Origin of the sequence: Steroidobacter gossypii (genome assembly GCF_016801985.1) — a bacterium.
GTDB lineage: Bacteria > Pseudomonadota > Gammaproteobacteria > Steroidobacterales > Steroidobacteraceae > Steroidobacter > Steroidobacter gossypii.
Genome location: NZ_JAEVLS010000001.1, coordinates 157,559 through 178,172, shown reverse-complemented (window position 1 = coordinate 178,172; position 20,614 = coordinate 157,559). Strand labels below are relative to the sequence as shown.

The window sequence follows — 20,614 nt, the reverse complement described above, 5'->3', positions numbered from 1 at the left end:
CGATGACTGCCAACGGTTCGATCAGGCAACTCGGTTCGATCGGAAAAAGAGCAGCGGCGCTGGCTTTCAGCGCCGCCCTCTGGCTGCACAGCTCGGCGGTCGCGCAAGCGGCCGCCGATGAGCGGCCCAACTTCGTGGTCATCATGGCGGACGATCTCGGCTACTCCGACATCGGCGCCTACGGTGGCGAGATCGAAACGCCCAATCTGGATCGATTGGCGGCGAGCGGATTGCAGTTCACCAATTTCTACAATTCGTCGCGCTGCTCGCCATCGCGCGCCAACCTGCTGACCGGTCGCTATGCGCACCGGGTCGGCATGGGCGAGAACGGCGGCAGCATGTCGCTGGAAGTGCGAACCGTGGCGGAAGAGTTGCGAGACGCACGGTATCGCACGGCCATGGTCGGCAAGTGGCACCTGACGCGAGCCACACCGCTGAAGGATCCCGCCGAGCATCTGAAGTGGATCAATCATCAGGCGTATTTCGATCGCGACTTCGGCGATCGAAATACGTATCCGGCGGCGCGCGGCTTTGAAACTCACTACGGCATCGTCTGGGGAGTCTCCAGCTACTTCGACCCGTTCTCGCTGGTGGAAGGCTTCGAGCCCGTTCGCACGGTGCCCAAGGATTTCTACCTCACCGATGCGCTGAGCGATCGCGCCGTCAGCGATATAGAAAAGCTCGCCAGGGATGACCAGCCGTTCTTTCTCTATCTGGCGTACACCGCGCCGCATTGGCCGCTGCACGCGCCCGAATCCGCCATCGCGAAGTATCGCGGCCGCTATGACGGTGGTTGGGAGAAGCTGCAGCAGGAGCGCTATGCCCGTCAGGTGAAGCTCGGATTGATCGATCCGAAGGTCACACCGGAGACATCGCTCACCGGCGATTGGGCGCCCCATCCGGCGAAGCCGTGGGCGGAGTTGAGCCCCGCCGAGCGCGCCCATCAGTCAGAGAAGATGGCCGTCCATGCCGCCATGATCGATGTGATGGACGCTGGCATTGGTCGTGTGATCGACGCGCTCGAGCGCACGGGTAAGTTCGAGAACACGGTCATCGTGTTCGTCTCGGACAACGGCGCATCGCCGGAGACGATGGACGGTGAAGGTTATCAACCGGGCTACGATCGTCATAGCAAGACGCGTGATGGCAGGAAGATCCATTACGGCGCGCAGCAACCGACGCTGGGATCCGACACGAGCATGGCCGGCATCGGTCCGTATTGGGCGAACGCGGCCAACACGCCTTGGCGTTACTGGAAGGCCGAAGCGTACGACGGCGGCATCCATACACCGATGCTGGTGAGCTGGCCCAAAGGCATGAAGCGCAAGGCGGGTGCTCGCGTCGACACGCTCGGCCACGTCATGGACATCGCGCCGACGTTTTATGAGCTGGCCAATGTGAAGCCGCGCACTTCGGGTCAGCCGCCGATCGACGGCGTCTCGCTCGCGCCGGTGCTGGCGGGCAAGCAAGTCTCGCGGAGCGAGCCGCTGTTCTTCGAGCACGAAGGTTCGCGCGCGGTGATTCTGGGCGACTGGAAACTCGTCGCTCGTGCGCCGGGACCGCGATCCGAAGTCTATGCGCCCTGGTCTCTCTACAACTTGAAGCAGGATCGCAGCGAAACTCGGGACATGATCGCGAGGGAGCCCAAACGTGCTGCCAAGCTCATCAAGCTGTGGAACGAGTGGTCGACCGAGGTCAAAGCGCGCCAGCGCCGTGAGCCGACGTAATGAAACAAATCGAGCACGGCCCGTGTGGCGGCGTTGAATCCAAGCCACGCGGCTTGATGCGGGTCGGCGCTGCGGCGGTCGCACTTGCTCTGGCGCTGTCTTCTTCGGCTGCGCTCGGAGCGAGCAAGCGCCGGCCGCCGGCGGACGATATCTTCCTCGATCATCCGTCGCAGGACCGGAACGCGACGGTGATGCCGTCGGCGCAAGCCAAGCCCGTTGAAGCAATCTTCGCTGGCAAGCCGATGCTGGACGCGTCGATCGCGCGCTCAGCGAACAATGTTTGGTTTCTGACGGGCACGATCCTGCGTGAGATGCCACGCGACGGCGTTCAGCTTTGGACGTCGGATGACCGGCGCAATTGGAAGTCACTCGGCATCGTCCATGCGCGCGGCCAGCGCATCGCCGCGCCTGAAGTGTCGGTGCACGGCGAAGCTCTTTACCTTGCCTATGCCGACGCGAACGGGTGCGCGCGTATCGCGCGCGGCTCGGTAGCCGATCCCACCGGGCAGTACCAGACATCGCCGTGCCTCGTCGAGAACACGTCCGATGTTTCGTTGTTCATGGACGATGACGGCAAAGCCTATCTGCTGTGGGGCGCGGGCATGATCGCTTCGCTAGCCCCCGATCTTCAGAAGCTGGCCGAACAACCCCGTTTCTTGAAGCCGGATCCTGCGTTGTTCGCGAAGAATCCGCCGCCAGGCAAGGATTGGCCGGTGCGTACCCGCGTGGGCTCCGCGGGCGCTTCGATGTTCAAGGCTGACGGCCGGTACGTGCTCGTCGCCAATGAAGTGACGGGACGCATGCGTAGCCCGACCGACGATGTTTTCATGGCGGAAGGGCCGACTCCTTACGGTCCTTTCTCGTTGCGCTATCTTGCCGTTCCGCATGCCAGTCAAACCACCATCGTGCGCGATGAGCAAGGCACGCTGCTGGCGAGCTACAACCCGAAATGCGAAGACGATTTCGCTCTGTTCTGCGAGCAAGTCGGGCTCGCGCCGCTGGAACGCGCGCCAGAAGGCCGTTGGCGGCAGTCAGCGAACGTTCTGACCGAGAGCGGCGCCGTGGCCGCGCAGCGTGCTCTGATATCGGGCGAATTCATGCGTGATCCTTCTGTCGCCCTCGGGGGCGACGGGAAGTATTACCTGGTCGGCACGCAAGGAGGCTTCGGTCTGGTTTATCCAGAAGGCGGCATCAACCTGTGGCGCTCGTCGGATCTCGAGACATGGGTCAAGAGCGGCACGGTCTTCAGATGGCAGGGGCTGGGCCACGACTTCGGGAATGTGGCCGAGCTCTGGGCCCCGGAGATCAGCTGGATCGAGCGCGACCAGACCTACTACATTGCGTTCTCCATCATGGAGCGGGACGTCGGCGGCAAGACCTGGATCTACCGTTCCAAGACCGGCAAGGCCGAAGGGCCGTATGAGAACGTGACCAAGGGTCCATTCGTGACCGGCATCGACGGTTTCGTGTTCCAGGACGGCCAGGATGTTTATTTGCTCTGGGGCGGCGGCAACCTCGGCAAGCTCAACGCGAAGCGTGACGCTTTCGACGGGCCGGTGCGTCGTCTGGTGGACACGGATGGCGAGCATATCGGCTACGAGGGCAACGCCATCATCAAAGTGGGCGACACCTACTTCGTCACGGGTGCGGAGTGGAATGGCCCACTGCGCACTCACGGTACGTACGACATGATGTATGGCACGTCGAAGTCGTTGTTTGGCCCATACACCAAGCGCAGACTCGGAGCGCCGCACGCGGGCCACGGCACTCCGTTTCGCGACAAGCAAGGTCGCTACTGGACCACGATGTTCGGCAACGACGTGACTGCTCCGTATCGCCGCCAGTTCGGCCTCGTGCCTCTGGAGATCGGCGACGAGCGCGCCATTCGCGTGCTCGCTCAGTGACGTAACACCGTTCCTTCGCGGCCGGTGGTTTTGCCGGTCTCCATGAACGATTTGAATCGCAGCAGGTCCTCGTCGATCTGACGGCGAGGGTCTGCGCCGAACATCACGGCCGCGGCATGACCGATCATGTCGGCCGGCGGGCGATAGGTCATGCGCAGATGGATGCGCGTGCCACCGACGCTGGTGGGCTCGAACTGCACCACACCCGAGCTCTGAACGACCGACCCCGGAACGGTGCGCCATGCGATCAATTCATTGGGAACATCGGCGGTGATCTCCGATTCCCAGCTCACCGGCACGCCGCCAGGGCCGTCGACGCTCCAGCGGTAATGCCGCTCATCGAGCTTGGTGACTTCCCGGAGGTGGCTCATGAATCCCGGGAAGTTCTCCATGGCGCGCCACGCCGAATAGAGCTCGTCCGTTTCCGCGTAGATATGCAGGGACTTCTGAATCAGAAAACCGTCTTCCGCATCGGTGGCGCGACTCAATAATCGAGAGAAGGGCCGATTGCTGATCGCGCGCAACAGCAGTGCAGTGCCGGCGATTCCGAGTGAGGTCGTGGTCAAAGTGCCGCTTCTCGAACCGAGGCGCCTGTTGGCAAGCCCGCCCGTGGCCACCAATCCCAAGCCGATGAGTCCCGCGAGCACTCTGGGCGCCGGCGCCCAGTTGTCTTGCAGATATTCCGGCATCGGACCGCCAGGCGACTCGCTTCCGCTTCGCTCTGCAGAGATTTCGCCGTCAGCGGATTCACGCTGTAAGACAGCGCGTGAACGATGCGCCAGGCCGCGAATGCGATTCTGCGCGTCGACGCTGACTTTTCTGGTGAACTCGCGACCTTCACGTGTGCGACGATTCATCTGATCGACCAGCAGGGCGCGCCGGCGTCGACCCGATCTGGGATCGAGCAAGAACATCAGGCTCGCGCCCACGGCGAGAGCTGCGGCGGTCGCGGCGACAGTAGTGGTGATCCCCGCTTGATCTGAGTACATGACGTGGCTCTCCTCAGACGATGGGCGTCGCCTGCGTTGGCATCGTGCCAGTCGCAGACGGACGCCAGAGTGGAGCCAAATAAATACGTCACTCCGGCAAAAGATCCCGCGGCGATGCCGGGTGCTCGGGCCGACTTCAAGGTTTCGGACAATGCGCGCCGGTCTTGATCCACGCCGCGATCAGCTCGCCGAAGATCTGCTGAGTGCCTGGCGCTGGAGTCCGACCTTCGCCTGGATGCCAGGCCCAGCCGACCAGATGATCTTTCGCCAGGTGTTCTTCGATCTGTGCCAGGGTGCGATTGCCGTTGCGCGCCGGATCTTTCAGTTGAGCGCAGATCTCGCCGAGCGAGAAGCCCTGCCACGCCATCGACGCGGGCGCGAGCGCCCACGGATCGCTGCCTGGAATGCTTTTCAATCCTGTGCCGAGCGTCGCCGTGTTGTGCGGGCCATGACAACTCGTGCATGGCAGTTCCTTCGTGCCGCGATTCTCGGGTCCGCCATGCACGGGCGGCATATGCGGATGCAGATCGTCTCCCTGTGTGGGTTGACGCTCGACCGGGTGACAGTTGAGACAGCGCGGATGCTGTAAAACTTTGCCCGCTTCGGTGAACAGCGCGACCGAACGCTCGGTTCGGTTGCGCACCGAATCGAACGCTTTCGGCGCTCGTAACGACTCGCCGGACGAGTCCGCCAAAGTCACATTAGTCGACAACAGCAGCAGCGCCGCGGTTGCGACCGATCGGTGCGAGAACATCAGGAAATCCTCAGTTGAGTGGCGTCGATGGGAAGCTCGAACACGCGCTTGCCAGTGGCGGCGAAGATCGCGTTGGTGACGGCTGGGAACACCACGGCTGTGCCCGGCTCGCCCACACCGCCAGGCGCTTCGCCGCTAGGGATCACGTGCACATCGATTCGTGGCGCGTCTTGCATGCGCACGACCGGGCAGTCGTCGAAGTTGCCTTGTTGAATCCGGCCGTTGGCGACCGTGATCTTGCCGTACAGCGCCGCGGAAACGCCGTAGATGATGCCGCCTTCCATCTGCGCCTTGACGATGTCGGGATTCACCGCGAGGCCGCAGTCGACCACGCAGACGACGCGATCCACTCGCACGCGGCCGTTACGTCCGACAGTGACTTCCGCGACTTGCGCGACATAGCTGCCGAAATCATCGAGCACGGCGACGCCACGTCCGCGCCCGGGCGGCAATGGACTCTCCCAGTTCGCGAGCTCTACCGCTTTGTCCAGCACGGCAAGCAGTCGCGGAGAGCCTGCAAGCAACTTGCGACGATAGGCGAGGGGATCGCTGCCGGCGCGACGTGCGAGATCGTCGATCACGCTCTCGACGATGAAGGCGTTGCGTGATGCGCCTACGCCGCGCCAGTTGCCGAAGTTCAAGCCCGTGGGTGGATCACGGCGCACGTATTCGACTCGAACGTTCGGCCAGGAATAAGCGCCGGCTGCAACGCTGATGATGTCGAAATCCACGCCGTCCTTGAAGAACACTGGCAGCCAGCGGGCCATCACGGCCGGCCCCACGAGTTTGTGAGAGAACGATACCGGCGCCTGTTGCGCATCCAGCGCGACGCGTACGCGGCTATGATTGTGATATCGGAAGTAGTCGTGCTGCACGTCCTCCTCCCGGCTCCAGATCACTTTTACCGGGCCATCGACATGACGTGCGATGCGGACCGCCTGCGCGACGTAGTCCGCTTCCAGCCGCCGACCGAAACCGCCACCCAGCAGATGATTGTGGATCGTGATCTTTTCGGCGGGCATGCCTAGTGCTTCAGCGGCCATCCGGCGTGCCAGCGCCAGGCGCTGGCAACCGACCCAGATCTCACAGCCATCCTTGCGAACATGGGCGGTGCAGTTGATCGGCTCCATCGCCAGATGCGCGAGCATCGGCAGACGGAACACTGCTTCATAGCTCGATGCGGCTCCGGCCTCGGCAGCGCTCACATCGCCTTTGGCGACTGCCACCACGCCTTCTTGATCCAGGCCGGCGTCGAGCTCGGCCATGAGTTGTTTGGTGTCGATCCTGGCGCTCGCGCCTTCGTTCCACTTGATCTTGAGTGCGGCGAGGCCCTTGCGCGCGGCCCAGGTGTGATCGGCGACCACCGCCACGGTGTCTTCCAGACGAACGATTTGCCGCACTCCGCGAACAGCTTTGGCCGCGCTGTCGTCGAGTGAACCGAGTTTGCCACCAAATACCGGACAGGCGGCGACGGCGGCGAACTTCACACCCGCGGGAGCGGCATCGATGCCGAACTTGGCTCGACCGTTGACCTTGTCGGGCGTATCGACGCGCTTGACCGATTTGCCGACCAGCTTGAAATCAGCAGGGGATTTCAGCGGCACGTTCTCCGGCGCCGGCAGGCGAGCGGCCGCATCCACGAGCTCCGAATACTTCAGGCGTCGGCCCGAGCGGGCGTGAACGACTTCGCCTCGTTCGGCGATGCATGTTTTCGGGTTCACACGCCAACGGCGGGCGGCGGCGTTGATGAGCAGCACTCGCGTCGTCGCTCCTGCGATTCGTAGTGGCTCCCATGCGCCACGCAGTCCGGCCGAGCCACCGGTAATCTGATCGCCGAAGACCGGATGACTGTAGAGCGCTTCGTTCGGTGGAGCGTGTTCCAGCGTGAGCTGTTCGATATCGACTTCCAGCTCTTCCGCCAGCAATTGCGCCTGTGCGGTGTAGGCGCCTTGTCCCATCTCGACGTAGGGCAGCGTCACCTTGATGCGGCCATCGCGATCGACGCGAACAAATGCATTCGGCGCGAGCGCGCTCGTGTCCTGGCTGGCTCCGGCAACCGGAACTCGAAAGCCAATGAGCAATCCGCCGCCGACCGCCGCAGCGCTGGCGAGAAACGCACGACGCGAAACCGAGTTCGACTCCTGGTCGCGCATCACGCACTCTCCTGGCTCGAGCCGAGCTGATTCGCTGCTTGTTTGATCGCGGAGCGGATGCGCCCGTACGTGCCGCAGCGACAGATGTTGCCGCTCATGACCGTGTCGATATCCGCGTCGCTGGGTTTGGGATTGCCGGCGAGCAGCGCGGCCGCGGACATGAGCTGGCCGGATTGGCAGTAGCCGCATTGAACGACTTCCAGATCGAGCCAGGCCTTTTGCAAAGCCTTGCCGATCGGATTGGCGTCGAGCGTTTCAATGGTGCGAATCGAAGCGTTGCCGATGGAGCCAACTGTAGTGATGCACGAACGTCGCGGCACGCCGTCGATATGCACCGTGCACGCACCACAAAGGGCCACGCCGCAGCCGAACTTCGTTCCTGTGAGCCCGACGACATCGCGCAGTACCCATAGCAACGGTGTGTCGTCATCCACGTCCACCGAGTGCATGGCGCCGTTGACGTTGATTTGTGTTGGCATATTCGTTCCTCGTCTCTGCAGAATCCACTATCGGGCGCCGCTCTCCCGCGGCTGCACGCGATGCCAGAGCTCATCGAACGCGATGCTGTCGAAGAATGCGGTCGCGTTGACGATCATCTCGTCCCGCATGGTCAACAGCCATGCATATGTATTCGTGTAGGGGGTGCCGTCGTGAGTGGTGGCGCGTGCGTCGAAGAAGACCAGTACTTTGTCGCCGTCGGCCAAGATCTCGTGGACCGTCGGAACCAAGCGCTCGCGCATGCGCGCATTGAATGGCGCGATCACTTCGCTGATAAATGCCGCACGATTGGGATAGGTCTTCGCGGCAACGGAGCGACCGACGATGGTCCAGGTCGCTTCCGGTGTCAGCAGTTCGAACGGACCGCCAGTGCCGGCGGCCCAGGCGGCGAAGGCTTTGCGGATGACGTCCTTGTTGCGGGCTTCGATGTCGTGGGCCATGAGCGAGGCTCCTGAAGGCGTTCGATCATCGTAAGCAGCGCCATGGACGTGACAATCATATGTTTCGATGATTGGGATCGCGCAAGCGGTCGCGCTATCGCTCCTCGTCGCCGCCATGGCGAGTGAAGATGATCCTGCGCCGGCCGAACGCGCGCGCATCCACTGAATACCCACCAGGGCCGAGCAATGCGAGCGCCAGCGAGATCAGCGCAGCCAGTCCCGAGCAGATCGCGACAGTCCCGCTCGAGGTGAGCATGAACGCCAGCTCGGCGATACAGCACAGCGCCGCGCACACCGAAGAGGCTATGCCGACCAGCAATGCCAGCGCGATCACGGCGCCGGCCAGTTTCAGTGACAATGTGAATGGCGCGGGAAGGACGGCGAACAGCAGCGTGGCCGCCACCGAAGCGCGCAGAAACAGCAGCGCAATACCTGGTTGTCCGGTCGGGAACATGGAGAAAAATCCCTGCATCCGGCGCAGCGTAGGAGGGGTGGTCGCAAGCGACCACCCACTCGCGAGCAGTGTTCCATTCACCCTTTCGGGTAATCGCTCGCTGGCGATTTCCAGGATGCAGCGGCCCGCGCGGTAGGCTATCTTCCGACTTGCGCTGTTTGTTAAGACATAATCGCGCGCAGTCTGGAGTCCATCATGTCTGCGAACATTTCTGCGCGACCCATCCGCGTGCTCGCTATCGACGATCATCCCCTGCTTCGCGAAGGCATCGCCTCGGCGCTGGCCGATCAGGCGGACATGACGCTGGTGGGCGAGGCGGTCGACGCCCGGACCGGTATCGAACAGTTCCGGCGCGTACGGCCGGATGTGACGCTGATGGATCTGCAGATGCCGGACATGAGCGGCATCGAAGCCATTCGTATCATCCGGGAAGAGTTTACGGACGCACGCATCCTCGTGTTGACCACGTTCCAAGGCGACGTGCAGGTGAGCGGCGCGCTCCGTCATGGTGCTAGCGGTTTCCTGTTGAAGGGCACGCTGCGAAAGGAACTGCGAGACGCGATTCGGGCCGTGCACGCCGGGCGTCGGGTGATTCCGCCGGAGGTCGCAGTAGGTCTCGCGGAGCACGTGGGCGATGAAACTTTGTCGCTGCGGGAGCTGGAGGTTCTCCGCAGTGTTGCCGGCGGCAATGCCAACAAGTCGATCGCGGCCGAGCTCGGCATCTCCGAGGACACCGTCAAAGCGCATATGAAGAGCATCCTCGCCAAGCTGGATGCGCGGGATCGGACGCATGCCGTCGTGATGGCAGTGAAGCGCGGCATCATCGAGATCTGACCGCTTGGCCCGGCTCATTTTGATCTTTGTCTGTCTCGCGCTCACCTGCGAGCGTGGCTACGCGCTGGAGCCTTCGCATCGGCTCTCTCAATACGGACACTCGGTGTGGAAAGTGCAGGACGGGGCATTGCCCGCCGTGCCCGAGGCGATGGCGCACGGCATCGATGGGTATCTATGGATCGGCACGACGTGGGGATTGTTGCGATTCGACGGCGTGCGCTTCGTGCCCTGGACGTCCGCGCACGGCGAGCAGTTCGCTTCCAAGTACATCACTTCGCTGTTGGCCACCGACGACGGCAGCCTGTGGATCGGCAGCATCCTCGGGCTGGACCGACTGCGCGACGGGCGCCTGACCAGAATCTCGACCGGGCCCGGCCTGGTGCTCAAGATCCAGGTCGGCCGCGACGGGCGGGTGTGGGCGGTCCAGGGCAACCCGTCGCCCATCGAGCGCAGTCTGTGCGTGGTTCAGGACGATCGCCTGCAATGTCCGGCGCCGCTGCCCGGCCTGGATCTCAGCGCGAATTCCTGTTGTACGCACGGGCTCGCGCAAGGACCCGACGGCAGCCTCTGGGTAGGCGCGGACATGGCGCTGCTGAATTGGCGGGATGGCAAGACAGACGTCATTCGTCCGGCTGCGCTGGAGGCCAACCGCGGCATGGGCGGCATCAGTGCCATCGTCGCAACCAGGCGCGGCGATCTGTGGGTCGGCATGAACACTCCTGGTCACGAAGGCGGGCTGCAGCGCGTGGTCGACGGAAAGTTACAACCCTTGCTGTCGCCCGAGCTCGATTCGAGCGCGTTGATGATCTACACCCTCTTCGTGGATTCCCACGACGCACTGTGGGTCGGCACGGGCGATCAGGGGTTGTTGCGTATCCATGGCGATCGGGTGGAACGTTTCCGAAGCAGCGACGGACTGTCCAGCGACACTGTGTTGCGGATCTACGAGGATCGCGAGGGCAACGTTTGGGTCGCGACCACCCGAGGGCTGGACCGGTTTCGCGATCTCGAGGTGGTCACATACACGACTCGCGAAGGCCTCAGCTCTGATGGCGTCGGCGCGGTTCTGCCACGCGCCGATGGTTCGATCTGGATCGGCACCATTGGCGGTCTCAATGTGTTGCGAGACGGTGAGATCACCACGGTCGACGCCCCTCATCGCATACGAAATGCGCAGATCACATCGATGCTGGAAGACGCCGCCGGTCGGGTCTGGATCGGCGTGGAGCAGTCGATGATGCTGTACGACGGCAGCAAGTTCACCCCGGTCGCCGACGCCGAGGGCAGGCCTCCTGGCCTGGTGGTGGGCTTGGCGCAAGACCAGGATCGCAACGTGTGGATGGAGGCAATCACACCGCACCGACTGATGCGCGTCGCAGGATCGAAGGTTCGGGAGCAGTTCCCCGCGCCGGACATTCCGGCCGCGCGCAAAGTGGCGGCGGATCCAGCGGGCGGCATCTGGCTTGGGCTGGTGAGCGGCGATCTCGCTCACTTTCGAAACGGCCGGCTCGACGTGCTCTCGTATGCCGAGATCAATCCCACCGTGCAGGATCGGCGAGTGAATCAACTCCTGGTGCAGCAGGATGGCGCCGTGCTCGGCGCAACCGAATTCGGTCTCATCGAAGCGCAGGCGGGAAAGCGTCGCACCCTGACTCACGCGAACGGACTGCCTTGCGAGCGCACCTTCTCGATGCTATTCGACGCTGCGGAAGATTTGTGGTTGTACCTCGAGTGCGGTCTGGTTCGAATTCGCAAGAGCGAGCTGGCAGCCTGGCGCGCGGACCCGTCGCGACGTGTGGCGGTGCGCCTGTTCGATACGTTGTATGGATCGCTGACTTCGCGCGTGCCCTTTACTCCAGAAGCCGCGCGCGCACGCGACGGCAGACTGTGGTTCGCCAGTGCCAACGGTTTGCAAATGATCGATCCTGCTCGAGCCGATCGGGGCGACTTCGTACCACCGGTGCATATCGAAGCGATCCTCGCCGATCGCAAATCGTACAGCATGGGCTCGCAGCTGCAGCTGCCGCCACTGACGCGCGATATCGAGTTGGCATACACGGCGCCGGGCTTGGCATTGCCACAGAAGCTCACGTTTCGTTATCGGCTCGAGGGCTACGACGAACACTGGCAGGAAGTAGGTGCGCGCCGCCAGGCGTTCTATAACGACCTGCCGCCCGGCGACTACCGATTTCACGTGACTGCGTGCACTCAGGATGGAGCGTGCAACGCGCAGGGCGCCACCGTCGCGTTCGCGGTGCTGCCGGCCTTCCATCAAACACCCTGGTTCAGCGTGATCGTGGCGCTCGCCGCAGCGGCGCTGTTGTGGGCCTTGTTCGCGTGGCGACTCAGGCAGGTGGCCGTCCGGCTGCGTTCCCGGCTCGAGGCAAGCCTGGAGGAGCGCGAGCGCATCGCTCGCGAGTTGCACGATACATTCCTGCAGAGCGTGCAGGGACTGATGCTCAAATTTCAGAGCGCGATGGAAAAGATTCCGGTCGGCGAGCCGGCCCGCCACATCATGGAGCAGGCGCTGGAGCGCGCCGACGAAGTCATGGTGGAAGGACGCACTCGGGTCACGGCGCTGCGCCGCTCGACGCAAGGACGGCACGACTTCACTGCCGCCATCCGCATGCTCACCGAGCGCGTGGCGGAAGATGCCAAGGGCGACGTGCGCCTGAGCGTCGAAGGGGAGCCGCGAATGCTGCACCCGGTCGTCGGGGAGGAAGCCCAACGCATTCTGACCGAAGCGCTCAACAACACGCTTCGCCATGCCAACGCTCGCAACATACATATCGGAATCATCTACTCCCGCCGGGAGTTCGTAGTGCGGCTGGTCGACGACGGCCGAGGCTTCGACGTGGAGGTACTCAAGGTCGCGGCGGCCGATGGTCATTGGGGCCTGGCCGGTATGCGCGAGCGCGCTCGGAAAATCCAGGCGCAGTTGGAGATCGCAAGCAAGCCCGACGCCGGCACGAGCATCGAGTTGAGAGTTCGCGCATCTATTGCCTATGCAACGGAGCGGCGAGAACGCCGGTCTGCGCACTAAGGAGCCGCGGCCTCACCCCAAAGTGTAATCGAGCGATTCCCGGAGCGTAGGATGCGCTGCTGCGCATATGCATGCATTGTTCTGGCGCAGTGTGCTTCGCTGCGAAGTTCGGAAGCTCGGGGATGAGCGCGCACGGCGATTTCATTTATGTGGTGAACGAGAACGCGCGGACACGCGATACCCTTTGCGAGTATCTCGAAGGCGCAGGGCTTGCGGCTATCGCGTGCAGCTCCGCTGCCGAGTTCACCACCGAATCGGCCGCTGCCGATCCAGCGTGCGTGATCCTGGATGTCGATCTGCCGGATATGAGCGGACTCGATCTGCAGGCGCAGCTGGCCACGATGGGAGTTCCAACCTTGTTCGTCGCTGCTCGCGTCGACATTGCTGCCACCGTGCGCGCGATCAAAGCCGGCGCTGTCGATTTCCTCCTGTCGCCGTTGCCGAAAGAGAGCCTGCTGCAGGCCGTCCATTCGGCGCTCGATCAGTATCGACGCATGCAGGCGGCTCGGGCGGCGCTGACGGAGCTTCAACGGCGCCACCGAAGTCTCACGCCGCGAGAAAGCCAGGTTATGCAGTTGATCGTGAGCGGCCTGATGAACAAACAAGTGGCTCGCGAGCTCGGCATAACCGAAATCACGGTGCAAATCCACCGCGGTCGGATCATGCAGAAGATGGGCGCCCGCTCGTTCGCCCATCTGGTGCGCATGGCGCAATCGTTGGAACAGTCGCTGGTATGACAGCGGCTCAGCGATTCTTCACCATCATGCCCCCAATCTCCTTCACCAGCTTGGCCGCCACCAGCGCCGTCTGGTTGGAAATATCGCATTGCGGGTTGTACTCGACCACGTCGGCCGCGACGATGGGTTGGCGGATGCTCTGGATCAGATCGATCACCTGGCGGGGCGAGGGGCCGCCGGGCTCCCGATGCGAAACGCCGGGCGCGAAGGCCGGATCAATGCCGTCGATGTCCAAGGAGATATATACCGGGGTTGAGAACTCCAGTTGCATGCACTCCTGCCACCGCCCGGCTTCGATCACTTCCACGCCAAAACGTTTGAACTGCGCGCGATGCTCATCGCAGATGGTGCGCAGGCCCACTTGTATCAGCCGATCCGCCAGGCGCTGTTCCATGATTCGCGCGAAGGGCGATGCATGCGAGCGAGGATTGTCCTGGTACGCGTGATAGATATCCGCGTGCGCATCGATGTGCAGAATCGTGAGGCTGGGAAATCGTCGTCGAACCGCGCGCACGATCGGATGCGTGATCGCATGATCGCCGCCGAGGCAAATCAGCGGATGCCCGGGCTCCAGCGCTTTGTCCACCGCCTGCTCGATAAGCTCCCACGGGTCACGGCCGTCGCCGAACAGCACGTTGCCGTGGTCGACCAGTCGCCCTGGCGCGCCCAGGTCGACGCCGGTTTCGCTCCACATGCTATAGGCGTCATTGACCAATTCGCGGCGAATCGGATCCGGCGCCTGCGACGAACCCTTCAGATACGACGAATTGTCGTCGTTGGGAATGCCCAGAAGCGACAGCTTGGTCATGGCCGGTGTCCTTGGAAACGAGTCGAGCAAACAATCATACGCCGGTCGAATGAACGGCGCCGTTCAGCTTGCGGAGGTTGCCCGAGTGCGGCAACTCTGGAAGCATGGGTTTATGAAAACATTCCGTGCCACGCGTTGTCAGCTAATAGCGACAGTCTCGCTGATCTGGGCGACCGTGCCGCTTGTCGGCGTCGGGCAGGAAGCTGTGCCCAATGACCTCCCGGCGGCTGCGCCGCCAGTGGCGCAGGTCCGTTACGTTTCGGACAAGCTGGTGTTGAACGTCTATGCCGAGCCTGCACAGGGCACGGAGCGTGTGGCGACGATCCAAACCGGCGATGTCGTCGAAGAGCTCGAGCGCTCGGGCAACATGGTTCGGGTGCGCCTGGAAAGCGGGCGCGAAGGTTGGGTGGGCGCGAATTATTTGACGAGCGACGAGCCGGCTGCCGTGCGGCTTCGTGAATTGCAGCGGGAACAGAAGGCCGCGACGCGCGGCGCAGACAAAGAGAAAGCACTGACCGCAGAGATTGCGGCTCTGAAAAAAGAGAACATGACCTTGCGTGGCCAGGTCGATCAGCTGAAAACGGCTGCAACCACGGCACCGCCTCCGCCCCCAGCCAACGATCATGTGCAGATCATGACCGCCAACGCCGCCGATGTCGTATCCGAGCAAACAATGGATGGTTCGGGTGGCGGCGGGCCATGGGCATGGATGGTTGCCGTGATACTGACCGGCGCGTTGGGCTACGCAAGTGGCTACCAGACGCTCGCTCGCAAGCTGCGTCGAAAGTTTGGCGGTCTGAAAGTCTATTGATCCCCATCAGGGCCCGCCTCAAGTGTGATCTGGCGCACGTAGTCGGCTCCAGCTCGTCGGTACTTTACGCTCCGGGCCTTTCTGGGAGCGGGCACATGCCGACGCTGTTTGGATCGATTCTGCGCGGAAGCGCCGCGATGGTGCTGCTTGCGCTCGGCGCCTGCGCGACGATGGATCGCGAGGAATGCCTCACCGTCGATTGGCGCACCGTCGGCTTCGAAGATGGCGTTCGCGGATATGCCGGCGACCGCATCGGTCAGCATCGTAAGGCGTGTGCCAAGCATGGCGTGACGCCCGATTTCGCCGCCTATCAGGCCGGTCGTGAAGCAGGCCTGCGCGAGTTCTGCGTGCCTGCCAACGGTTTCCGATTGGGGTCGCAAGGCGGCAGCTACAGCGGCATCTGCCCGGCGGATCTGGAGCCCGCATTTGCCGATGCGTATCGATCGGGCCAGCAGCTGTACACGTTGGAGTCGAGGCTGTCGAATGTGACTCATAGCCTCAACTCGAAGCGCGAGAAGCTGCGTGACGCCGAGGCCGACATCGTCACGCGATCGGCCGTTGCCATCAGCAGTGACGCGACGGTCGAGGAGCGAGCGCAGGCGGTGGTGGATGTGAAGCAGCTCGGCGAGCTCGTTGGCCGGCTGAAGTCCGAGATCAAACAACTCGAAGAGGAGCGCGTTCATTCGGAACGCGATCTGCAGGACTATCGCGCGACGCTACAGCTCAGCCCATGAAACGAGCGATGTGAGCTCCGCCTAGCGCAGCCGTATGCGGAAGTCGGAGCGCTGATCCTCGGCGTCCGTGCCTTTCGCTCCTTCGATGCTGAGGCGATAGACTCCGGGCTGGACCACGGCGCGATCCAGATAGACGGTGACGATGCCGTCGTTCGCCGCAACGCGCTCGAGCTTCGCGATTGCGCCTGGAGCATCCTGCGCTTCTCGCAGCAGCGAGACCCGATACTCCGCCGGGCTCGCTTCGAAATCCGCCACGATTTGCAAGCCAATGGCCGTGCCGGCCGCGGGCAATTCGAACTCTGCATCGGTGAGGCCGCGCGTGCGTTCGATTCGCACCATGCGGCCGATAGGAAGTTGCAGCGCCTCCATGTGCGCCACCATTTGGGAGCGCGGTGTCGGTGTCCGCACTACGTAGCTAACGCCGATCGCAATAGCCGCGACCGTGGCAGCGAGCGCAGCCCACTGCCACGGTCGACGGGTGGGGTGTGAGTGGATCAACGTGGACAGCTCGCCTCGATCGGCCAACGTTGCCAGTGCGCTTTTGAATCGCGCGGTGGCTTCCATCTCGCGCACCATCTCCGGGTGCTCCATGTAGTAAGCCTCGAACGCTTCCCGTTCGTCGTCGGTAAGCTGATCGGCGAGATATCGCGCCACAATGTGGTTCCGGTCGATGTATTCGCGGTCCATATCGTCAATCCATCATGCATCACACCTCGAATCGATCCATCCCCATGCCGATCTGTGCCGGGCCGGGCCGATCTCCCACCGCCGGCCACACAGTTCAGAGCAGACCGGACAGTTCAGGCCAGGCAGACCAGCAGCACATTGAAAAAATCGGACTTCACGTAGCCCTTGGACTCCAGCAAGGTGCGCAGCCGCTGGCGGGCTCGGAAAATGACACGGTCGAAGTGTAACGGCGACAACTCCAGCGCCTGGCAGATGCTCTCTTTTTCTTCTTCGTCGAGATAGTAGCGCTTGACGATTTCCCGATCCCGCGGCGTCGGCAACTCGCCGATCAGGGTGCGCACCCGCTGCAGCAGGCCGAGGTCGACCGGCTCGCTCTCGCCATCGCGGTCCGGGATTCTGTGGATGTCTTCGGGGCCGGCGCGCAGGTCGGGACGGTTGGCGAATTCCCTACGATGGTTGCGGTACAGATTGAGCGCGACCCGATACACGTAACCCGCCATGCGCTCGGGCTGTTCGACGCGGCCATCGCGGGAATGTGACATGGCGGTCGCCACCGCCTCGTTCAGCAGATCCGCCGCGATCGCCGGGTCTCCAATCTTACGGCGCAGGAGCGATTGCAGTCCGGCATAGTGCCGCCGCACGAACTCATCGGATATCGCATCATCGCCCACGGATCTTTGTCCCGGTCCATTGAAGGCAGTCCGGGAAGAATAACCGCAAGTTCGCGCCGGCGTCATCCCGGGCAATGTTTTGTAAGACGACTCGACAACGGCCCGAGCCCGTCATGGGCTTTGCAACAACCGGTGCGCGGGCTCTACGTCTTGTTCCGGTCACCAGCCCCTCGATTCGGGTCAGGTTCTGAGTATTTCCTCGAGTCGCACTTCCAGGTTGCGCAGGGCGTTGGCATCCAAAGACTCTTTTCCGTTGGCGCTCGGGATCTGCAGGCGCAGATCGCGCACCTGATCACGGATGCGCGCCTCTTTGGCTGCTGCCTGCCGAGCCAATGCATTACTGGTCGCGGCCGCCTGTTGCGACGCTGTCGCCGCTCGTTCCGCCGGAATGCGTCCGAAGTAATATCCGGTGACGGTGCCGGCCAGTGCGACCGCCAGTTGCAGGATGGCGGATTGCTGGTTCCACTTGCCCTCCTTGATCGCATCGTCGTGCACGCGACCGAACATCCCCCACATGAAGTACAACGTGAAGCCGACGATGGCGATGGACAGCACGGCGGCGACGTACTCCTTCAGGCCGTCATGCTTGGCGACGAGCGTCGGGGCAGGCGATGACGTATTCGAGCTCGCGGCATGCGTGTTCATGGCGGTTCTCCTCGATCCAGCATCTGTGCGCATGGAAGGGGATCTCTCACCAGCGAGCCGTCGGTGCGGTTGCAGTAGCCCGCCGCTTCAAGACAGAATCGGCCCCCACTTCTTGTCTGCAGGCCGGGCTGAGCGACGCGACTACTGAATGATGTCCACCGCGGAACTGACAGAGCTCATTGCGACCCACCTGTGGGCTGTTCTTTCCGCCATCACGGTGACCATGCTGCTGCTCACGTGGTTGCTCTGGTCGGGATTGCAACGCTTCGGCGCACCGTTGACGGCGCTGCTGCGGAAGTGGATCGATCGCGTTCGCCCGCACGCGAAGCGGCTGTCGTTACCTTCCCGTGTGCACGGAATGTGGCGCGCGGTGCGGCAGCTCGGCATACAGGTGCTGGTGAGCATCGCGGTCGCTGTCGCGGCCTGCATTGGATTCGCCGAAATCGCGGATGAAATCGCCGTGGATGAAGATCTGGGGCGATTCGACACGTCGTTGAGCGACTCGCTGAGCCGGCATGCCAGCGATGCTCAACTGCGTGTGTTCGCGTTCCTCACCGATTTAGGTGACAAACGTTTTCTGATCCCTCTGGGGGCAGTGGTCGCGCTGTATCTGATGTTCCGTCGTCGCTGGTTTCTGGCTGCGATCTGGGCCATTGCCACGGCGGGCGGCGGTCTGTTGAACACCGCACTCAAAGCGTTCTTCGAACGTGCGCGCCCAGAATGGTTGCATGAGTTCGCTGCCGCGGATGGCTTTAGCTTTCCCAGCGGGCATTCGTCGGGCGCGTTCATCGTGTATGGACTGCTCGCCTATCTGGCGGTGGTTCATTCGCCGCAACGTTTTCATGTGCCGGTGGCGATCGTGGCGATGGCGCTGATCGTATGTGTAGGTTTCAGCAGAGTGATTTTGCAAGTCCACTATTTCAGCGACGTGCTCGGCGGCTATGCGTTCGGCGCGGCCTGGGTGGCGGCATGGATCGCCGGGCTCGAGGCCTACCGGCGCCGGCAAGGAGCGATTCAGGCCTGAGTTCTCTCGACCGTGGAGCGGCTCATGTGGGCACAAGGTTACGATCCCTTTGGCAATCCTCTGCTGTCCACGCTCACCGCCGCGGTGCCGGTGGTGGTGCTGCTCGGGTGCATCGCCTTTCTGAAGATGAAGGCGCACGTCGCAGCCCTGCTTGGCATCGCCAGCTCGCTGATCGTGGCCATCTTTGCTTTCGGTATGCCCACCGGCATGGCCACGACGGCTGCCGCATTCGGCGCCGCCTATGGCTTGATGCCCATCGGCTGGATCATTCTCAATGTGATCTTCCTATATAGGCTGACCGAGCAGCGCGGGCAGTTCCGAATTCTCCAGGACAGCATCGCGGCGATCACGCCCGATCGTCGTCTGCAGCTGTTGCTGATCGCATTTGGATTTGGCGCGTTCTTCGAAGGCGCGGCGGGCTTCGGCACGCCGGTGGCGGTGACTGGCGCGATGTTGATCGGCCTGGGCTTCACGCCGTTGGCCGCATCCGGTCTGTCTCTTATCGCAAATACCGCGCCCGTGGCGTTTGGCGCGTTAGGCACGCCGGTGCTGGCGCTTGCGAGCGTGACAGGCCTCGACCTGTTCGAGCTCAGCGGGATGGTGGGGCGACAGTTGCCGTTCTTTTCTGTGATCGTGCCGTTTTGGCTGATCTGCGCGTTCGCTGGCTGGCGCGGCATGCTGCAGGTATGGCCGGCCATTCTGGTGGCCGGCGTGGCATTCGCCATTCCGCAATATATCGTTTCCAATTTCCACGGCCCGTGGCTGGTCGATATCATCGCGTCGATCTGCTCGATGGGCGCGCTGACGTTGTTTCTTCGAGTGTGGCAACCGGCGAGCATCTGGCGATCGACCAAGCGGGGCGAGGCGCACGACGGGCCGCTCGCCGAGGCTGCTACGAACACATATACGTCAGAGCAGGTGTTCAAAGCCTGGCTGCCGTGGATCGTGCTCAGCGTTTGCGTTTTCCTGTGGGGAATACCGCAGGTCAAGGCCTGGCTGGATTCCGTGTTCACGCTTTCCATACCGGTCGGCGGGCTGCATCAACTCGTGCAAAAGGTTCCGCCGGTGGTGGCCACGGCCACCGCCGAGTCCGCCATTTACAATTTCAATCTCCTGTCCATGACCGGCACCGGCATTCTTCTCGCCTCGATCATCAGCAGTGTGCTAATGAAGTTCTCCTTTCGAGAGTTCGCGCGACAGTACGTGGCTACCCTCGTGATCGTGCGCTGGTCGCTGCTGACCATCGCCGCAATGCTCGCGCTCGGCTACGTCACGCGTTACTCCGGCGCCGACGCCACGATGGGTTTGGCGTTCGCGCAGACCGGCTGGCTCTATCCGCTGTTCGGAACGATGCTCGGCTGGCTGGGCGTCGCGTTGACGGGTTCGGATACTGCGTCGAACGTGCTGTTCGGCGGCTTACAGAAAATCACATCCGAACAACTGGGCTTGAATCCTGTGCTGATGGCCGCCGCCAACAGCTCCGGCGGCGTGATGGGCAAGATGATCGACGCCCAAAGCATCGTGGTCGCCTCCACCGCTACGCGTTGGTATGGCCACGAAAGCGAGATTCTGCGCTACGTGTTCTTCCACAGCATCGCGCTCGCGCTGCTGGTGAGTCTGCTCGTGCTGGGGCAAGCGTATGTCTGGCCGCTGACTGCGCTGGTGCATTAGAAACAAAAAGAGAGCCCGGTCTTGCGACCG

General features: G+C 62.8%; 19 protein-coding genes. 9 read left to right on the top strand and 10 right to left on the bottom strand.

Annotated features, from left to right (window positions below; all coding sequences use genetic code 11):
• The first annotated feature begins 2 nt into the window (after nt 1-2).
• Both JM946_RS00845 and JM946_RS00840 read left to right on the top strand, forming a co-directional pair.
• Nucleotides 3-1,727, top strand: a complete 1,725-nt coding sequence (locus tag JM946_RS00845) for an arylsulfatase (protein WP_203165248.1) — start codon at nt 3-5, stop codon at nt 1,725-1,727.
• On the top strand, nt 1,727-3,631 hold the full coding sequence (locus JM946_RS00840) for a family 43 glycosylhydrolase (RefSeq protein ID WP_203165247.1): 1,905 nt from the start codon (nt 1,727-1,729) through the stop codon (nt 3,629-3,631). The genes JM946_RS00845 and JM946_RS00840 overlap by 1 nt, the downstream gene beginning before the upstream one ends.
• On the opposite strand, the gene JM946_RS00835 is transcribed toward JM946_RS00840, so the two are convergent.
• The 6 genes from JM946_RS00835 to JM946_RS00810 form a co-directional block, all read right to left on the bottom strand.
• A complete protein-coding gene (locus JM946_RS00835; protein WP_203165246.1) occupies nt 3,625-4,620 on the bottom strand; it encodes an SRPBCC family protein in 996 nt (331 codons plus the stop codon). The genes JM946_RS00840 and JM946_RS00835 overlap by 7 nt on opposite strands.
• 136 nt (nt 4,621-4,756) lie before the next feature.
• The gene (locus tag JM946_RS00830) at nt 4,757-5,374 is read right to left on the bottom strand and encodes an Isoquinoline 1-oxidoreductase subunit (RefSeq protein ID WP_203165245.1); all 618 of its coding nucleotides are present in this window, start codon (nt 5,372-5,374) and stop codon (nt 4,757-4,759) included.
• A complete protein-coding gene (locus JM946_RS00825) occupies nt 5,374-7,527 on the bottom strand; it encodes a xanthine dehydrogenase family protein molybdopterin-binding subunit (protein ID WP_203165244.1) in 2,154 nt (717 codons plus the stop codon). Before JM946_RS00825 ends, JM946_RS00830 begins: the two co-directional genes overlap by 1 nt.
• A complete protein-coding gene (locus JM946_RS00820) occupies nt 7,527-8,006 on the bottom strand; it encodes a (2Fe-2S)-binding protein (RefSeq protein WP_203165243.1) in 480 nt (159 codons plus the stop codon). The genes JM946_RS00825 and JM946_RS00820 overlap by 1 nt, the downstream gene beginning before the upstream one ends.
• 27 nt (nt 8,007-8,033) lie before the next feature.
• Complete coding sequence (locus JM946_RS00815) at nt 8,034-8,465, bottom strand: nuclear transport factor 2 family protein (protein WP_203165242.1); 432 nt, start codon at nt 8,463-8,465, stop codon at nt 8,034-8,036.
• A 94-nt stretch (nt 8,466-8,559) separates the two neighbouring features.
• Entirely contained in the window at nt 8,560-8,919 is a 360-nt protein-coding gene (locus JM946_RS00810) for a hypothetical protein (protein ID WP_203165241.1), read from the bottom strand.
• A 195-nt stretch (nt 8,920-9,114) separates the two neighbouring features.
• On the opposite strand from JM946_RS00810, the gene JM946_RS00805 reads away from it, so the two are divergent.
• The 3 genes from JM946_RS00805 (at nt 9,115) to JM946_RS00795 (ending at nt 13,533) form a co-directional block, all read left to right on the top strand.
• Nucleotides 9,115-9,753 (top strand): response regulator, encoded by a 639-nt coding sequence (locus JM946_RS00805; protein WP_203165240.1) that lies wholly within the window; start codon nt 9,115-9,117, stop codon nt 9,751-9,753.
• 4 nt (nt 9,754-9,757) lie between these two features.
• Nucleotides 9,758-12,796, top strand: coding sequence for a sensor histidine kinase (locus JM946_RS00800; protein WP_203165239.1), 3,039 nt, complete (start codon nt 9,758-9,760; stop codon nt 12,794-12,796).
• Nucleotides 12,797-12,918: 122 nt separating this feature from the next.
• On the top strand, nt 12,919-13,533 hold the full coding sequence (locus JM946_RS00795) for a response regulator transcription factor (RefSeq protein ID WP_203165238.1): 615 nt from the start codon (nt 12,919-12,921) through the stop codon (nt 13,531-13,533).
• Nucleotides 13,534-13,540: 7 nt separating this feature from the next.
• Here JM946_RS00795 and speB read toward each other — a convergent pair whose 3' ends face one another.
• On the bottom strand, nt 13,541-14,341 hold the full coding sequence (gene speB / locus JM946_RS00790) for an agmatinase (protein WP_203165237.1): 801 nt from the start codon (nt 14,339-14,341) through the stop codon (nt 13,541-13,543).
• Nucleotides 14,342-14,453: 112 nt separating this feature from the next.
• On the opposite strand from speB, the gene JM946_RS00785 reads away from it, so the two are divergent.
• Nucleotides 14,454-15,152 (top strand): TIGR04211 family SH3 domain-containing protein, encoded by a 699-nt coding sequence (locus JM946_RS00785; RefSeq protein WP_203165236.1) that lies wholly within the window; start codon nt 14,454-14,456, stop codon nt 15,150-15,152.
• A gap of 95 nt (nt 15,153-15,247) precedes the next feature.
• Nucleotides 15,248-15,886, top strand: coding sequence for a DUF2799 domain-containing protein (locus tag JM946_RS00780; protein ID WP_203165235.1), 639 nt, complete (start codon nt 15,248-15,250; stop codon nt 15,884-15,886).
• Nucleotides 15,887-15,907: 21 nt separating this feature from the next.
• Here JM946_RS00780 and JM946_RS00775 read toward each other — a convergent pair whose 3' ends face one another.
• The 3 genes from JM946_RS00775 to JM946_RS00765 all read right to left on the bottom strand — a co-directional run bounded on the left by JM946_RS00775 (nt 15,908) and on the right by JM946_RS00765 (nt 17,889).
• Nucleotides 15,908-16,573, bottom strand: a complete 666-nt coding sequence (locus JM946_RS00775; RefSeq protein ID WP_203165234.1) for a hypothetical protein — start codon at nt 16,571-16,573, stop codon at nt 15,908-15,910.
• Between the two features lie 113 nt (nt 16,574-16,686).
• On the bottom strand, nt 16,687-17,244 hold the full coding sequence (locus JM946_RS00770; RefSeq protein ID WP_203165233.1) for an RNA polymerase sigma factor: 558 nt from the start codon (nt 17,242-17,244) through the stop codon (nt 16,687-16,689).
• Nucleotides 17,245-17,424: 180 nt separating this feature from the next.
• Nucleotides 17,425-17,889 (bottom strand): hypothetical protein, encoded by a 465-nt coding sequence (locus JM946_RS00765; RefSeq protein WP_203165232.1) that lies wholly within the window; start codon nt 17,887-17,889, stop codon nt 17,425-17,427.
• 151 nt (nt 17,890-18,040) lie between these two features.
• Between JM946_RS00765 and JM946_RS00760 the strand changes: the two genes are divergently transcribed.
• Complete coding sequence (locus JM946_RS00760) at nt 18,041-18,913, top strand: phosphatase PAP2 family protein (protein ID WP_218042537.1); 873 nt, start codon at nt 18,041-18,043, stop codon at nt 18,911-18,913.
• A gap of 24 nt (nt 18,914-18,937) precedes the next feature.
• Nucleotides 18,938-20,584 carry an L-lactate permease gene (locus JM946_RS00755; protein WP_203165230.1) on the top strand — a complete coding sequence of 549 codons (1,647 nt, stop codon included), beginning with the start codon at nt 18,938-18,940 and terminating at the stop codon, nt 20,582-20,584.
• Nucleotides 20,585-20,614 lie beyond the last annotated feature (30 nt).

What these genes read in the sequence shown, in the direction of transcription:
- JM946_RS00775 (WP_203165234.1), bottom strand. Translation starts at nt 16,573, where the DNA reads ATGGACCGCGAATACATCGACCGGAACCACATTGTGGCGCGATATCTC.
- JM946_RS00840 (WP_203165247.1), top strand. Translation starts at nt 1,727, where the DNA reads ATGAAACAAATCGAGCACGGCCCGTGTGGCGGCGTTGAATCCAAGCCA.
- JM946_RS00835 (WP_203165246.1), bottom strand. Translation starts at nt 4,620, where the DNA reads ATGTACTCAGATCAAGCGGGGATCACCACTACTGTCGCCGCGACCGCC.
- JM946_RS00765 (WP_203165232.1), bottom strand. Translation starts at nt 17,889, where the DNA reads ATGAACACGCATGCCGCGAGCTCGAATACGTCATCGCCTGCCCCGACG.
- JM946_RS00830 (WP_203165245.1), bottom strand. Translation starts at nt 5,374, where the DNA reads ATGTTCTCGCACCGATCGGTCGCAACCGCGGCGCTGCTGCTGTTGTCG.
- speB (WP_203165237.1), bottom strand. Translation starts at nt 14,341, where the DNA reads ATGACCAAGCTGTCGCTTCTGGGCATTCCCAACGACGACAATTCGTCG.
- JM946_RS00760 (WP_218042537.1), top strand. Translation starts at nt 18,041, where the DNA reads ATGTCCACCGCGGAACTGACAGAGCTCATTGCGACCCACCTGTGGGCT.
- JM946_RS00755 (WP_203165230.1), top strand. Translation starts at nt 18,938, where the DNA reads ATGTGGGCACAAGGTTACGATCCCTTTGGCAATCCTCTGCTGTCCACG.
- JM946_RS00810 (WP_203165241.1), bottom strand. Translation starts at nt 8,919, where the DNA reads ATGTTCCCGACCGGACAACCAGGTATTGCGCTGCTGTTTCTGCGCGCT.
- JM946_RS00820 (WP_203165243.1), bottom strand. Translation starts at nt 8,006, where the DNA reads ATGCCAACACAAATCAACGTCAACGGCGCCATGCACTCGGTGGACGTG.
- JM946_RS00825 (WP_203165244.1), bottom strand. Translation starts at nt 7,527, where the DNA reads ATGCGCGACCAGGAGTCGAACTCGGTTTCGCGTCGTGCGTTTCTCGCC.
- JM946_RS00795 (WP_203165238.1), top strand. Translation starts at nt 12,919, where the DNA reads ATGAGCGCGCACGGCGATTTCATTTATGTGGTGAACGAGAACGCGCGG.
- JM946_RS00805 (WP_203165240.1), top strand. Translation starts at nt 9,115, where the DNA reads ATGTCTGCGAACATTTCTGCGCGACCCATCCGCGTGCTCGCTATCGAC.
- JM946_RS00785 (WP_203165236.1), top strand. Translation starts at nt 14,454, where the DNA reads ATGAAAACATTCCGTGCCACGCGTTGTCAGCTAATAGCGACAGTCTCG.
- JM946_RS00845 (WP_203165248.1), top strand. Translation starts at nt 3, where the DNA reads ATGACTGCCAACGGTTCGATCAGGCAACTCGGTTCGATCGGAAAAAGA.
- JM946_RS00780 (WP_203165235.1), top strand. Translation starts at nt 15,248, where the DNA reads ATGCCGACGCTGTTTGGATCGATTCTGCGCGGAAGCGCCGCGATGGTG.
- JM946_RS00815 (WP_203165242.1), bottom strand. Translation starts at nt 8,465, where the DNA reads ATGGCCCACGACATCGAAGCCCGCAACAAGGACGTCATCCGCAAAGCC.